The organism is Amycolatopsis sp. NPDC104863 (assembly GCF_055582965.1).
This window is the reverse complement of sequence record NZ_JBVJOW010000008.1, coordinates 329,393-341,589: the sequence shown is the minus strand read 5'-3', so window position 1 is coordinate 341,589 and position 12,197 is coordinate 329,393. Positions and strand designations below refer to the sequence as shown.

The 12,197-nt window shown below is 70.0% G+C and carries 11 protein-coding genes; 8 read left to right on the top strand and 3 right to left on the bottom strand.

Going from position 1 to position 12,197, the window contains the following annotated elements; genetic code table 11:
• Positions 1-80: 80 nt before the first annotated feature.
• The gene (locus ACZ63J_RS37655; protein WP_465404277.1) at positions 81-3,764 is read right to left on the bottom strand and encodes a CARDB domain-containing protein; all 3,684 of its coding nucleotides are present in this window, start codon (positions 3,762-3,764) and stop codon (positions 81-83) included.
• Between the two features lie 203 nt (positions 3,765-3,967).
• On the opposite strand from ACZ63J_RS37655, the gene ACZ63J_RS37650 reads away from it, so the two are divergent.
• From ACZ63J_RS37650 to ligA, 3 genes are all read left to right on the top strand, one after another.
• Positions 3,968-4,456 carry a beta-class carbonic anhydrase gene (locus ACZ63J_RS37650; RefSeq protein ID WP_465404279.1) on the top strand — a complete coding sequence of 163 codons (489 nt, stop codon included), beginning with the start codon at positions 3,968-3,970 and terminating at the stop codon, positions 4,454-4,456.
• A 79-nt stretch (positions 4,457-4,535) separates the two neighbouring features.
• A complete protein-coding gene (locus ACZ63J_RS37645) occupies positions 4,536-4,928 on the top strand; it encodes a hypothetical protein (RefSeq protein ID WP_465305888.1) in 393 nt (130 codons plus the stop codon).
• Positions 4,929-4,983: 55 nt separating this feature from the next.
• On the top strand, positions 4,984-6,975 hold the full coding sequence (gene ligA / locus ACZ63J_RS37640; RefSeq protein ID WP_465404281.1) for an NAD-dependent DNA ligase LigA: 1,992 nt from the start codon (positions 4,984-4,986) through the stop codon (positions 6,973-6,975).
• Between the two features lie 585 nt (positions 6,976-7,560).
• On the opposite strand, the gene ACZ63J_RS37635 is transcribed toward ligA, so the two are convergent.
• Positions 7,561-8,196: a TetR/AcrR family transcriptional regulator gene (locus ACZ63J_RS37635; RefSeq protein ID WP_465404283.1), complete on the bottom strand. Its 636-nt coding sequence runs from the start codon at positions 8,194-8,196 to the stop codon at positions 7,561-7,563.
• Between the two features lie 357 nt (positions 8,197-8,553).
• On the opposite strand from ACZ63J_RS37635, the gene ACZ63J_RS37630 reads away from it, so the two are divergent.
• Genes ACZ63J_RS37630 through ACZ63J_RS37620 form a run of 3 tightly spaced genes read left to right on the top strand, consistent with a single transcriptional unit; the run spans position 8,554 to position 10,429 of the window.
• Entirely contained in the window at positions 8,554-9,150 is a 597-nt protein-coding gene (locus ACZ63J_RS37630) for an SRPBCC family protein (RefSeq protein WP_465404541.1), read from the top strand.
• Between the two features lie 24 nt (positions 9,151-9,174).
• Positions 9,175-9,504 carry a hypothetical protein gene (locus tag ACZ63J_RS37625; protein ID WP_465404285.1) on the top strand — a complete coding sequence of 110 codons (330 nt, stop codon included), beginning with the start codon at positions 9,175-9,177 and terminating at the stop codon, positions 9,502-9,504.
• A 34-nt stretch (positions 9,505-9,538) separates the two neighbouring features.
• The gene (locus tag ACZ63J_RS37620; RefSeq protein ID WP_465404287.1) at positions 9,539-10,429 is read left to right on the top strand and encodes a DUF2268 domain-containing putative Zn-dependent protease; all 891 of its coding nucleotides are present in this window, start codon (positions 9,539-9,541) and stop codon (positions 10,427-10,429) included.
• An 18-nt stretch (positions 10,430-10,447) separates the two neighbouring features.
• On the opposite strand, the gene ACZ63J_RS37615 is transcribed toward ACZ63J_RS37620, so the two are convergent.
• Positions 10,448-10,744, bottom strand: a complete 297-nt coding sequence (locus ACZ63J_RS37615) for a DUF1540 domain-containing protein (RefSeq protein WP_465305898.1) — start codon at positions 10,742-10,744, stop codon at positions 10,448-10,450.
• A gap of 170 nt (positions 10,745-10,914) precedes the next feature.
• On the opposite strand from ACZ63J_RS37615, the gene ACZ63J_RS37610 reads away from it, so the two are divergent.
• Together ACZ63J_RS37610 and ACZ63J_RS37605 are read left to right on the top strand one after the other, a co-directional pair.
• The gene (locus ACZ63J_RS37610; RefSeq protein WP_465404289.1) at positions 10,915-11,073 is read left to right on the top strand and encodes a hypothetical protein; all 159 of its coding nucleotides are present in this window, start codon (positions 10,915-10,917) and stop codon (positions 11,071-11,073) included.
• A 347-nt stretch (positions 11,074-11,420) separates the two neighbouring features.
• On the top strand, positions 11,421-12,191 hold the full coding sequence (locus tag ACZ63J_RS37605; protein ID WP_465404291.1) for a choice-of-anchor P family protein: 771 nt from the start codon (positions 11,421-11,423) through the stop codon (positions 12,189-12,191).
• Positions 12,192-12,197 lie beyond the last annotated feature (6 nt).

The following is a 12,197-nucleotide window of genomic DNA, read 5'->3' as shown; positions in this document are numbered from 1 at the left end:
TTGCCGCTGTGGGAGCGCTGCGCGACGCCCTTGCTAGATTCGGCAGATCGGCCCCCCCCCCCCCCCCCCCCGCCCCGGTGCTACCGCGTTTCGCGCCGGACCACGGCCGGCACCGGAGCCCCGTTGATGACGAACTGCGTGCCCGGCTCGCGCACGACGTCACCCTTCGCCGAACCCGTGATCGTCACGTTCGTCAAGGTCGCGCTGCCGCGGGCGCCGCTCATCGCGAGGATGCCGGCCCCGTTGTTCGACTTGTCGATCTTGACGTTCGTGATCGCCGCGGTCACGACCCCGCCGCCGGTCTTGAACTGGATCCCGTCGTAGGTCGAGTCGTGGATCTCGGTGTCCCGGAGTGTCACCCCCGGGATGTCCTTGCCCTGTGCGAAGAACGTGATCGCGCCGAACTGCTGCTGCTCGCCCCAGAAGACACCGCCGCAGCGGAACAGGGCGTTGTTGGCGATCGTCGTCTGCCCGGAGAACGGCAGCGGGTCGTGGTCGGTCGCCAGCATGATGCCCGGGTAGTTCATCGTGTCGTACACCAGGTTGTTCTCGATCCGGTTGCCGTACCCGCCATAGACCGCGATCCCGTTGGCGCGCCACGGCAGCTGGACCGTGTTGTTGGTGAACACGTTGTCGTGCCCGATGTCCACCGACGGGTCCTTCACGTACTGGTTGGCCCACACGGCCAGCGAGTCGTCGCCGGTGGTGCGGAACGACGAGTTGAACACCCGCGAGTTGCGCGTGCCGTTCGTGAAGTTGATGCCGTCGGCGTAGGTGTCGCGGATCCGCATGCCGCTGAACTCCAGGCCGTCGGCCGGGCCCCACAGCTCGGGCTTGTTGCTGTAGTCGCGGCCGACCCACACGCCGACGTTGGCGTGCTCGATCCAGACGTTCTCGATCTTGGTGCCGGTGCCGAACCGGCCGTTGAGGCCGACGCCGCCTTCCGCGTTGCCGTCGCCGCCGCGGATCCGGCCGGAGCCGAAGATCGCGATGTCGGAGATCTGGACGTTCTTGTCGATGTCGAACCCGAAGTTGCCCTCGTGCGGGTGGTTGATGGTGCCCGCGTCCTGCGGCTGGATCAGCGAGTACAGCTGCGAGCGCCACATGCCGGCGCCCCGGATCGTCACGTTCGAGATGCCGATCTGGTTGTACTGGCCGCCGCCGTTGGGCACGGTCGGGTCGTCGGTCAGGATCTTCTTCTCCTGCCGCCACTGGCCTTCCGGGATCCAGACGCAGGAGATGACGCCGTTCTGGTCGTCGGTCACCGCGCGCTGGATCGCCGTCGAGTCGTCGACGCCGTCGTTCGGCACGGCGCCGTATTCGGTGATCGACGTGCAGTTCGCCGGCTTGGCAGCGGCCGGCGCGACCTGCTCCAGGTCGACCAGGTCGACGACGTAGTACGCCGCGTTGTCACCGCTGTCGCGCTGCAGCTTGAACTTCGTGCCCGGCGGGTACGACTGCGCCAGCAGGGCGTGCGACTCGTCGAACAGCCGCCGCGCGTCACCGCCGGGCCGGTTGGTCAGGCCTTCGGGGTCGTCGGTGGTGCCGTAGAGCCAGCTGTGCGTCGAGGAGAGCGTCAGCTTCTGCGCGAAGGTCCCGTTGACGTACAGGCTGAGCGTGTAGTCCTGCCCGCCGCCTGCCGCCGCGTCGGGCACCGAGTTGCGGACCACGATCGAGTTGGACTGGTTCGTCGAAGTGACCTCGACGTACTGGCCCTGGCTCGCCAGCCGCACGGACTGGCGGCCCGAGGACTCGGTCGCGAAGTTCGTGTGCCCGAACGTGCGCAGCGGGTCGGCCGTCAGCAGCTCGCCCTGGTACTGCGCGGCTTCGGCCTCGTACTCGGTGTAGGGCACCGCCGCGCCACGCCCGACCACGATCGGCCGCGAGAGTCCGTTGTTGGACTCGTTGGTCTCGGCGACCGTGTTCGTGGCGTCGGCCGTCGCGGTGAGGGTGGCGCCGCCGGTGGTGGCGGTCCACGTGCCCGAGATCGCGACGTTCGCCGTCGCGCCGGCCGCGATCGTGCCGGTGGAGCCGGTGAGCGTCGAGCTGCCGACGGTCAGCCGGGTCACCGAGGCGCCCGCGTCACTCGTGCCGCGGTTGTGCACGGCTACGGTGAACGACACGGCCGCGCCGACCGCCGGGTTGGGCGGGTTCGACGTGATGCCGGTGACCTCGAGGTCCGGCCCCGGCGACTGCGCGATGACCAGCGGCGTCGGGGAGGTGAAGGTGTTGTTGGTGTCGTCCTGCTCGACGACGGTGTTCGCGGGGTCGACCGTGGCGGACACGCTGTAGGTGCCCTGCGGCCGGGTGCCCGCGCTCACGGTCACGGTGGTGGACGCGCCCGCGGCCAGGGCGCCGACGGCCGCGCTGCCGACGACGGTGCCGCCGAGGCTGACGTTCACGGTCGTCGCGGCCGCGTTCGCGGTGCCCGCGTTCCGCACGGTCGCCGACACCGAGACCGGGCTGGACTCGGTCGGGTTCGCCGGGGTCCACGTCGTGCCGGTGACGACCAGGTCGGGGTTGGGCGCCGGGGTGCCGAACACCTGCAGCTCCGCGACCTGCCCGCCGGGCGCGCCGGAGTTGGCGAAGAACTGCAGCCGCACGTCCGCGGTCCGCCCGGTGACCGGGACGGTCACGGTGTTCTGGTTGCCGGCCGGGTCGAAGCGGTAGTCGGCGCGGGCCTTGAGTGAGGTGAACGCCGTCGCGCCCTGGTCACGGCCGAGGACCTCGAAGTTCTGCGTCCGCGCGCCCCAGACCGGGTCCGGGTTGAGCTTCACGACGACCGAGTCGACATCGGCGTTCGAGCCGAGCTTGACGGTGAGCGTGTTCGGGTAGCCGGCGGCCGACTCCCAGTACGTGCCGGTGTTGTTGTCGTTGGCATTGGCGGCGACGAAGGTGTTGACCGTCGACGAAGCCTCGATCGGCTTGCCCGCGGCCAGGTTGGTGCCGGCCTGGGTGCCCTGCCGCACGACGTGGTTGCTGTCGGCCGACTCGAGTCCGGCGGCGTCCTTCGCGCGCACGAAGTACTCGATCCGCGTGCCCGCGGGCCGGGTCTCGGTGAAGGTCGTGCCGGTGACCGTGGTGACGGGCGTGCCGTCCCGGTAGACGGTGTAACCGGTGACGCCGACGTTGTCCGTCGAGGCCGACCACGCGAGCCGGACCTGGCCGGAGCCGGGCTCGGTCAGCGTGAGGTTCGTGGGAGCGCTCGGCGGCTGCGTGTCACCGGTGTCGGGGCCGTAGAGCTCGAACTCCGAGAGCTGCGCGGCGGGCCACTGCGTGTTGGCGGTGATGTTCAGGCGGACGTACCGGGTCGAGGCCGTCACCGGGATCGTCACGGTGTTGGCGGCCGGGGCGAAGGCGTACCCGCTCGCGGCGGCGAGGTCGGTGAACGTGGTGCCGTCGGTGCTGCCGCGCACGGTCAGCGTCTGGGTGCGGGCCGCCCAGGGCGCGGGCAGCTTCAGCACGATCCGCGAGAGGGACTTGGCCGACCCGAGGTCGGCCTGGATCCACTGCGGGAACGCGTTGTTCGCGGACTCCCAGTAGGTGTCCTGGTTCCCGTCGACGGTGTTGGCCACCGGGTAGCCGGGCAGCGCGCTGCTCGCCGACACGGTGCGGGTCAGCGGCACGTCGGCGAGCGCGGCCGGGGCGGCGGCGACGGTGTCCGGGGGTGGACCGGCAGCCGCGGAGGCGAGGGAGAGCCCGGCGGCGGAGAGGCCCACGGCGGCGAATCCGGCGAGCAGCCGGGTCAGGCGCATGCGTGTCATGGCGTCTTCTCTTCTTTGAGAGGGCGGGGGGAGGGAGCCAGCGCCGTACCACCATGCAACAACCGAGAGACAAAGTGCAAGAACTTGACATCATTCGGAAAAATTGCGACTCATGACGGCCTCCCAGGGGCTGGGCACAGTTGCGGGAAGACGCATGCGACGGGTCCACTCAGCGCAACCACTTCTCCTGCGGAAGGACCACCATGTCCGTCACGGACGAACTGCTGGCCAACAACGCCGCCTACGCCGAAGGTTTCTCCGGGCCGCTGCCGCTGCCGCCCGCCAAGCACGTCGCCGTGCTCGCCTGCATGGACGCGCGCATCAACGTCTACGGCGTGCTCGGCCTCAACGAGGGCGAGGCCCACGTCATCCGCAACGCCGGCGGGGTCGTCACCGAGGACGAGATCCGCTCGCTCGCGATCAGCCAGCGGCTGCTGGGCACCGAGGAGATCATCCTCATCCACCACACCGACTGCGGGATGCTCACCTTCACCGACGACGACTTCAAGAAGTCCATCCAGGAGGACGTCGGCGTGAAGCCCGCCTGGGCCGCCGAGGCGTTCGGCGATCTCGACGAGGACGTCCGGCAGTCGGTCGCGCGGATCAAGAACAGCCCGTTCGTCCCGAAGAAGGACTCCGTCCGCGGCTTCGTCTTCGACGTCGCCACCGGAAAACTGACCGAAGTGCACTGACCCTTCACCCGGGTGCCGGACCCCGGGCCGCCGTGAGATGCTCATCGCGCAGGCAGGCCGTAGGGGAAAGGCGGATCGGGTGACCACCTGGACCGATGTGATCAACTTCGTCCGGACGCGCTACGAAGTGCTGGAGGAATCGGACGGCTGGTTGCGGTTCCGGCTCGACGGCCCGCGGGACCGCACCCAGCAGGTCACGGTGCACCACCTCCCCGAGCTCGACGGCGGCGCGTGGATCGAGCTGTCCTCCCCCGTCGGCTGGGCCGACGCGATCGACCTGCGGAAGTTCCTCGAGCTCGCGGGCGGCTCGGCCGTCGGCGGCGCCGCGGTCGTCGACGGCGTGGCGCTGCTCAAGCACACGTTCCCGCTGGAGGACCTCAGCATCGAGCACGAGTTCGAGCGGCCGCTGAAGTCGATCGTCGCCCGGGCGGACGCCTTCGAACACGAGCTGACCCAGGCGGACGAGTTCTGACCACCCCGGCGCGAGATGCGCCGGACTGTCGGTGGTGCCCGGTAACGTCCTGTCCGTGAACGCTCGGGACCGCATCCAGGAACTCGCCGACCAGATCGTCGTGCTGCGCGACGCCTACTACCGGGGCTCGCCCGAGGTGGCGGACGCCGAGTACGACGCCATCGAGGACGAGCTGCGGGGGCTCGTCGAGGCGAACCCGGAGCTGACGCCCGACCCGAACCCGCTGGAGCAGGTGGGCGGGCCCGCGGTGCTGCACGCGCCGATCCGGCACTCGCGCCCGATGCTCTCGCTCGAGAAGGCCACCAAGCCCGAGCAGGTCGTGGCGTTCTTCGACCGCTTCCCCGGCCAGCCGGTGGTGGTCATGCCGAAGCTGGACGGCCTCTCGCTCGCCGTCGTCTACGAAAACGGCCGCCTGGCGCGGGCGGTCACCCGCGGCGACGGCACGACCGGTGACGACGTCACCATGCTCGTGCGGGCGCTGACCGACGGGATCCCGGACCGCGTCGACGCGCCGGGCCGGGTCGAGGTCCGCGGTGAGGCCGTCATGCTGCGCACCACCTTCACCGCCTACAACACAGCACATCCGGACAAGCCGCTGATCAACCCACGCAACGCCGCGGCCGGCACGCTGCGCGCGAAGGACCCGCGCACGGTCGCCGGGCGGCGGTTGCAGTTCTTCGCCTTCGACCTCTACACCGAACCCGACAGCGCGGAGACCGATCTGGACGGTGCTCTTCGGACACTCGGGTTCACCGCCGCCGACATGCGCCACTGCGCCGACGCCGAGGCGGCGCAGGAGGTGATCACGGCGATCGAGCAGCAGCGCAACAAGCTGGACTACGACCTCGACGGCGCGGTGCTGCGCCTGGCCGACCGTGACGCCTATGCCGCCGCCGGCACCCGCTCGAGCTCCCCGCGCGGCGCGCTGGCGTTCAAGTTCGCAGCCGAGGAGAAGACCACCGTGCTGGCCGACGTGGTCTGGGACGTCGGCAAGACGGGCAAGATCGCCCCGGTCGCCTGGCTGGAGCCGGTGTTCGTGGGCGGCACGACGGTCACCCGGGCGACCCTGGCCAACCAGGAGGTGATCCGCGCCCGCGGCATCCGCATCGGCGACACGGTGCTGGTCCGCCGCGCGGGCGACGTGATCCCGTTCGTCGCGGGTGTGCTGGACGAGTCGAAGCGCACCGGTGAGGAGCGCGAGATCGTCCCGCCGTCCGAGTGTCCTTCGTGCGGACAGCCGCTGACCGAGCAGGGCAACAGCCGGGAACTGTTCTGCACCAACGTTTCCTGCCCCGCCCAGACGGTCCGCCGGCTGATCCACTGGGCATCCAGGGCCGCGGCGGACATCGACGCGGTCGGCGGGGTGTGGATCGAGCGGCTCGCCGAGGCGGGGTTGCTGGAGCAGCCGTCGGACTTCTACGCGCTGACGAAGGAGCGCCTGCTGGAGTTCGAGCGCATCGGCGAGGTCTCGGCCACCCGCATGATCGAGTCGATCGACGCGAGCCGCGCGGTGGGCCTCCGCAGGGCGTTGATCGGCCTGGCGATCCCGATGGCTTCGGAAGGCACCGCGGCCCGACTCTGCCGAGCGGGGTTCGGCTCCTTGGAGGATGTCGCCGACGCGGGCGAGGAAGGGCTGGTCGCGGTCGAGGACATCGGCCCGAAGGTGGCGGCCTCGTTGATAGAGCACCTGACCCGACTAGGTCCGGAGCTCGCACGGCTGCGGGAGGCGGGGGTTTCCCTGGACGTCCGGGACGAGGATTTGCCGCCGGTGGTGGCGGCGGGTGCGCCGTTGGCCGGGAAGACGGTGGTGGTGACGGGGTCGATCAGTGATCCCAGGTCGGGCGAGAAGGTGCCTCGGCCTACTTTCCAGCGGCTTTGCGAGCGGGCCGGGGCGAGTATTGCTTCGTCGGTTTCGGCTAGTACGGATTTGCTGATCACGGGGGCTGAGGTTGGGGCTGCGAAGCTGACCAAGGCTGAGAAGCATGGGGTGGAAGTGGTGGACCAAGGGGAGATCTGGCAGGAGTTGATCAGCGCGGGGATCGTTTAGGCTGCCCGGTTCTCGGGGTGGTTGGGTGGTGCCGGGGTTGGTCTCTGACTGATCTCGGCGACGGCTTGCTCTGCGCGGCGTGAGGCCACTGCCAGGATCTACCGGACAGGTCGCCTCTGATCGCCAAGGTGCCTGACCGATCTCGGGGAATCGCCTGCCCCTGCGCGGCGTGAGGCTACCGCCGGGATCTTCGGATCCGCCCCGTGCTGGCCCTGCCCTCAGTCCCGGAAAGTTTGGCCGCCGCCGAGATCCGCCGGCCACGTTGCGTGGTGCGCCCCTCGCGATCGTCGGGCAGCGCCCCGCGATCGCCTGGGTGTCCGCCTGCTGCCGGGTTTAGCTTGGTGTGCCTGCGCTCCAGCTTCCTGCGATCTTCGCCGCCTCCAGCCGCTACTGGAATCTGGCGGGCGAGGCTCGGTGGCGGCGCTTCCGCAATCGCCGAGGCACCCGCTTGCCGACAAGATTTGCCAGCCGCGCTGTATGGCGGCACTCCCCCACGAACCTCGCAATGCCCAATCGCCGCCGGGACCTTCCGGGTGGGGCTCGGGGCGGCGCTTCCGATGATCGCCGACCTTCCTGCTGCCGGGGTCAGGTGGCCAGGGCTTCCAGCTCTGCGTCGATCAGGAGGTCGGGGTTGAAGCCCATGCCCGTGAAGTGACCGGCGAGTTCCAGCGACAGCACCCCGTGCAGCCGGGTCCAGAACGACAACGCGCGGTGCAAGGTCGAGGCCAGCACCGACTGGTCCCCCGCCCACTCGCGGTGCCCTTCGAGGTGCTCCGCGAACGGTGAGCCGCCCTTCGACGGGAGGCCGGCGCACGCTTCGATCAGCACCGTCATGACCTCGTTCGAGATCGCCGTGGTGTCGTCCGGGGCGTGGTAGCCCGGCACGGGCGTGCCGTAGATGAGGAAGTAGCGCTGCGGGTCGCTTCGTGCCCAGTCGCGGATGGCGTGGGCCAGGCCGGCAAGATCGGCGCCCGCGGCGCGAGCCGCCCGGACGGTGTCCGCCAGGCTGCGGTACGCGTCGCGGATGAGCGCGGTGATCAGCTCGTCCCGGCTCGCGAAGTACCGGTACAGCGCCGGCCCGCTCATCCCCACCTGCTTGGCGATCGCGTTCAACGACAGCGCGGGCACCCCCGCCGCCGCGATCTGCTCCCACGCGTGCTGCTTGATCTCCGCGCGCACCTGCGCCCGGTAGCGCTCGCGCGGGGTGTCCACATCCGTCATGTGACCCCTTCCGTCTAGTTAGAGCCTATCACTTTTCTTATTGACACTAAGCAGGCGTTGGTTATAGCTTCTAACCAACGCGATGAGGACTAACTGAGTCGCCCGCCACCGAGGAGAACCACCGTGCCCAGCACCCGCGCCGTGCTCGCCGTCCCGCTCGCCGCCGCCGCGCTCTTCGCCGCAACACCGGCGCAAGCCACCACCCGGCCGACCACGCAAAACCAGCCCATCCAGCCCACCCAGACGGCCCGGCTTGGCCAATCTGCCGAGGGCGGACAGGGCGCTCAGACCAGCCAGGCGGCCCAGCTCGCCGCGCTGTTCGCCACCGTGCCGACACAGGCGACCACCGGACCGACCATGCAATACCGGCCCATCCAGGCGACCCAGCCCGGCCAGGCCACTCGGCTCACCCAGCCCGGCCAGACCACCCAGCCCACCCCGCTGACCTGCCGAAACCAGGGCATCGACCCCGCCGCCCAGGTCCACTACCAGACAGAAACCTTCATCAAAGCCCCCCTCACCACCATCTGGAACCTCCACACCAACGTCGACTCCTGGCCCACCTGGCAGACCGCCGTCAAAACGATGAAGCGCCTCGACCCCGGCCCCCTCCGCCCCGGATCGCGGTTCCGCTGGACCACCCCCGCACCCCCGACGCCGACCACCCCCGCGACCACCCTCGTGATCACCTCGACCGTCCACCAGATCAACCCAGGTCAGTGCATCCGCTGGTCCGGCCCCGCGATCGGCGAAGGACTCAAGATCGACCGGGGCGTCCACGTCTGGACGTTCACCCCCGTCCGCGGCGGCGTAGTCGTCCGCACCGAAGAGAGCTGGACCGGCGAGCAGATCGACGCCGACCCGGCCACCGCCATCCAGTTCCTCGCCCCCGGCCTCGACGCCTGGCTCGCCGCCCTCAAGACCACTGCCGAAGCTCGCGCCGACCACTGCTGAACCACCACACAACGGAGAATCACCATGACCACCACCACTTCACGCACGTCCCGGGGTATCCTCGTCGCGGCCTGGGCGTTCCCGCTCATGGTCGCCGGGCAGTTCGCCCTGCTCGCCGGCATCCCCGTCATCGTGGTGCTCGTCGCCACGCTGCGCGACACCCGGCTGCGCGCCGCCCGCTGGTGGACCGCCCTGCTCACCGCCGCCTACCTTGTGCCGCTCGGAATCTGGCTGCTCGGGTCGAGTGACGCGCCGAGCCTGTCGAAGTCCATGAGTCCGGTGGTCACCGCCGTGGTCGCCGCGGCCGGCGTTGTTGCCGCCATCGGGCATCACCTGGCCCGCAGACGTTCTTGACTCTCCAGTCGCTGGAGACCCTAGCCTGCGCAGCATGACGATCACGGTCCTCGACACCCTCCCGGCCATGCGCGAGATCCTGCGGGCGCCGGAAGCCGACCGGCCAGAACTGCTGCGCGCCATGCTGCGGCCCGCCGCCGGGATGTACCGGTACTTCCCCGGCGACGTCGACCTGGTGGCGATGCACCGGATGGGCTCGGGTTTCCCGCTCGACCGCGACGGCGAACGCTGCCTCGAAGCACTGCAAACCCTCGAGAAAGCCCAGGCGTGGCAACGGATCCGGGAAGCACTCGACAACGCCGTCGGCGTGCAGGTCGCTGCGACGCCGGGCATCACGGTCCCCGATCTCACCGTCCTGTTCGTCCTCGGCGACCCGGGTGACGACCACTTCATGGGCCCGTCGCTCGGCATGACAGCCAACGGAAGCGTGCCGGGCTACCTGTTCCTCAATCTCTGGCCGTACCCGGAGAACCTGGCCCGGCTCGAGGCGACCGCCGTCCACGAGCTGCATCACAACATGCGCTACGCCAGTGGCGCGGTGGTGTGGGACCCGGCAACGGTCACCGTCGGGGAACAGGTCGTCTCCGAAGGCCTCGCCGACGCCTTCGCGCGGCAGCTCTACGGGGACGAACTGGGGTACGCCCGGATCGGCGTCCCGCACTTGGCCGACGACGCCGTGCTCGCCAAGGTCGTCTCCGGGCTCGGGGTCACCGGCATGCGCAACTTCACCGCGTGGGTGCACGGCGACGCCACCGCCGTCCGGTTCGGCGCGGCGCCGGTCGGGCTCCCGACCGGCGCCGGGTACGCGGCCGGCAACCGGCTCGTCGACGCCTACCTGGCCGCCACCGGGCGCACCGCGGCGGACGCGCTGCTGGTGGACAGCCAGGACGTCATCAAGACCGCCCGGGACCGGCTCCAGGTCTGAAGCCGGTCCCGGGAGGGACTACTTCGCGAAGGTCAGGCAGTTGGCCGCGTGCCCGCCGTCGCCCGGTCCGATGCGGACGCTCGACGCCGTGCACTCCAGCGACGAGTTGTGCCGGCAGTCGGTGCGGGAACAGGCGCCGACCTGGGCCACGACGCGGTCCAAGCCGCCCTTCGTGCTCAGCGGGACGAACGTGCCGCAGTCGGCGGTGCCGTTGTCGCCGTTGACGGTGATGGCGAACGCGTGGCAGCCGTCGTGGTTGTAGGAACAGCCGCTGACCGTGCACTCGTGCACGGCCGGCATCTCGGTGGTGGTCATGCCTCTACTCCTGGTTCCGTGGTGGGAAAGCAGTCGGTGCCCCGACGCTCCCACCAGGACTCGGACCTCGCAATTCGCGGAACTTCGGCCGGGTGATTTCCCGCCCCGGCCGGGTGGTTTCGCCCCGGCTCGCCACGCTTGGGCCGCCGGCCACCGGGTACCCCGGGACCATGACCGACAGCGAAACCGGACCCCTCACCCCCGACGTCCCGCGCCCGCCCGGCACGCCGGAGGTCGACCTCGACGTCGAAGTTCCCGAAGCCGATCGCGAGCAGCCCGAGACGCAGGACGTCGACGAGGACGCGGGCGAAATCGAACCGCCGAGCTGAGCAAACCACCGTGGTGATCACATCACGCTGAGTGTTCGCGAGCCCTCTTCCAGGTAATCACTCGACCGTGTCTGTTCTGCCCGTGGACCGCCTCGAATGCCGCAGCGCGCACTACTGCGCGTCGGCAAACCGCCGGCGGCTCCGCACTTGAGTGGCCACTTCGAGTTGTCCTTTTCGCCGAAGATCACTTTTTGCGCACCGCCGCGACCGCCGTGGCGGTGCGGAATCCTTGCCCGAAGTAGCGATTTTGATAGCGTGGCCGAGCTTTCCCACGCCGCCGGGTCACGTCCCGATGCGGCGTCTCCCCACGTTTTCGTCTCCGTTTTCTTCCGGTGAAAGGATTCTTCATGCGCACAACCCTGCTCCGAGCCGGGAGCCTCGCCGGGGTGACCGTCGCCGTTCTCGCCGGCTCGGCCGGTGTTTCGGCCGCGGACGACGCCGTCACCGGATCCGCTTTCGGCGCGTCCGCGACCGTTTCGCTGCTCCCCGGGGTGCTCACCGACAGCAAGGGCATCACCGTCGAAACGGGTGAGCTCGCGAAGTCGAGCAGTGCCGGTCCGGCCTCCGCGAGCGTCGCCGACGTCCCGCTCAAGGGCCTCGTCACGGCGAAGGCGATTTCCAGTTCCGTAGTGGACGGTGCAGGTTCCGTGGCCGCCAAGGCGAGCGTCGCCGAGGTGACGCTCCCGCTGCTGGCCGCAGCCGCCGGCCGGGTCCCGTCGATCCGGCTGATCAGCGCGCGCTGCGGGTCGGCGGACGGGCACGTCACCGGCAGCAGCGACCTCGCCGGGGTCAACCTGGGCCGTCTCGGCACCCTGCCCGCGGCCACCTCGCCCAACCAGAAGCTGGGGATCCCCGGTATCGCCGAGGTGATCGTCAACGAGCAGGTCCAGCGCTACGACGGCGTGCTCGAAGTGACGGCGCTGCACATCAAGCTCCTCGGCGGCAAAACCACCGAAGCGCTCGGCCGTGGTGACGTCAAGCTCGCGTCCGTGGCCTGCGGCCCGTCCAAGGAACGCGCTCCCGAGGCGCCGCCGAAGCCGGCCGGCCCCGGTCAGGTGGTCGTCGTCCCCGCCGGCGCCCCGCAGACCGGTGACGGCAGCCTGGCGGCCGGGCGGTGAGAGGAC

Excerpts from the sequence above, each read along its gene's own strand:
- ACZ63J_RS37605 (WP_465404291.1), top strand. The coding sequence starts at position 11,421 with ATGCGCACAACCCTGCTCCGAGCCGGGAGCCTCGCCGGGGTGACCGTC.
- ACZ63J_RS37630 (WP_465404541.1), top strand. The coding sequence starts at position 8,554 with ATGCAATACCGGCCCATCCAGGCGACCCAGCCCGGCCAGGCCACTCGG.
- ACZ63J_RS37625 (WP_465404285.1), top strand. The coding sequence starts at position 9,175 with ATGACCACCACCACTTCACGCACGTCCCGGGGTATCCTCGTCGCGGCC.
- ACZ63J_RS37650 (WP_465404279.1), top strand. The coding sequence starts at position 3,968 with ATGTCCGTCACGGACGAACTGCTGGCCAACAACGCCGCCTACGCCGAA.
- ACZ63J_RS37655 (WP_465404277.1), bottom strand. The coding sequence starts at position 3,764 with ATGACACGCATGCGCCTGACCCGGCTGCTCGCCGGATTCGCCGCCGTG.
- ACZ63J_RS37635 (WP_465404283.1), bottom strand. The coding sequence starts at position 8,196 with ATGACGGATGTGGACACCCCGCGCGAGCGCTACCGGGCGCAGGTGCGC.
- ACZ63J_RS37620 (WP_465404287.1), top strand. The coding sequence starts at position 9,539 with ATGACGATCACGGTCCTCGACACCCTCCCGGCCATGCGCGAGATCCTG.
- ACZ63J_RS37610 (WP_465404289.1), top strand. The coding sequence starts at position 10,915 with ATGACCGACAGCGAAACCGGACCCCTCACCCCCGACGTCCCGCGCCCG.
- ACZ63J_RS37615 (WP_465305898.1), bottom strand. The coding sequence starts at position 10,744 with ATGACCACCACCGAGATGCCGGCCGTGCACGAGTGCACGGTCAGCGGC.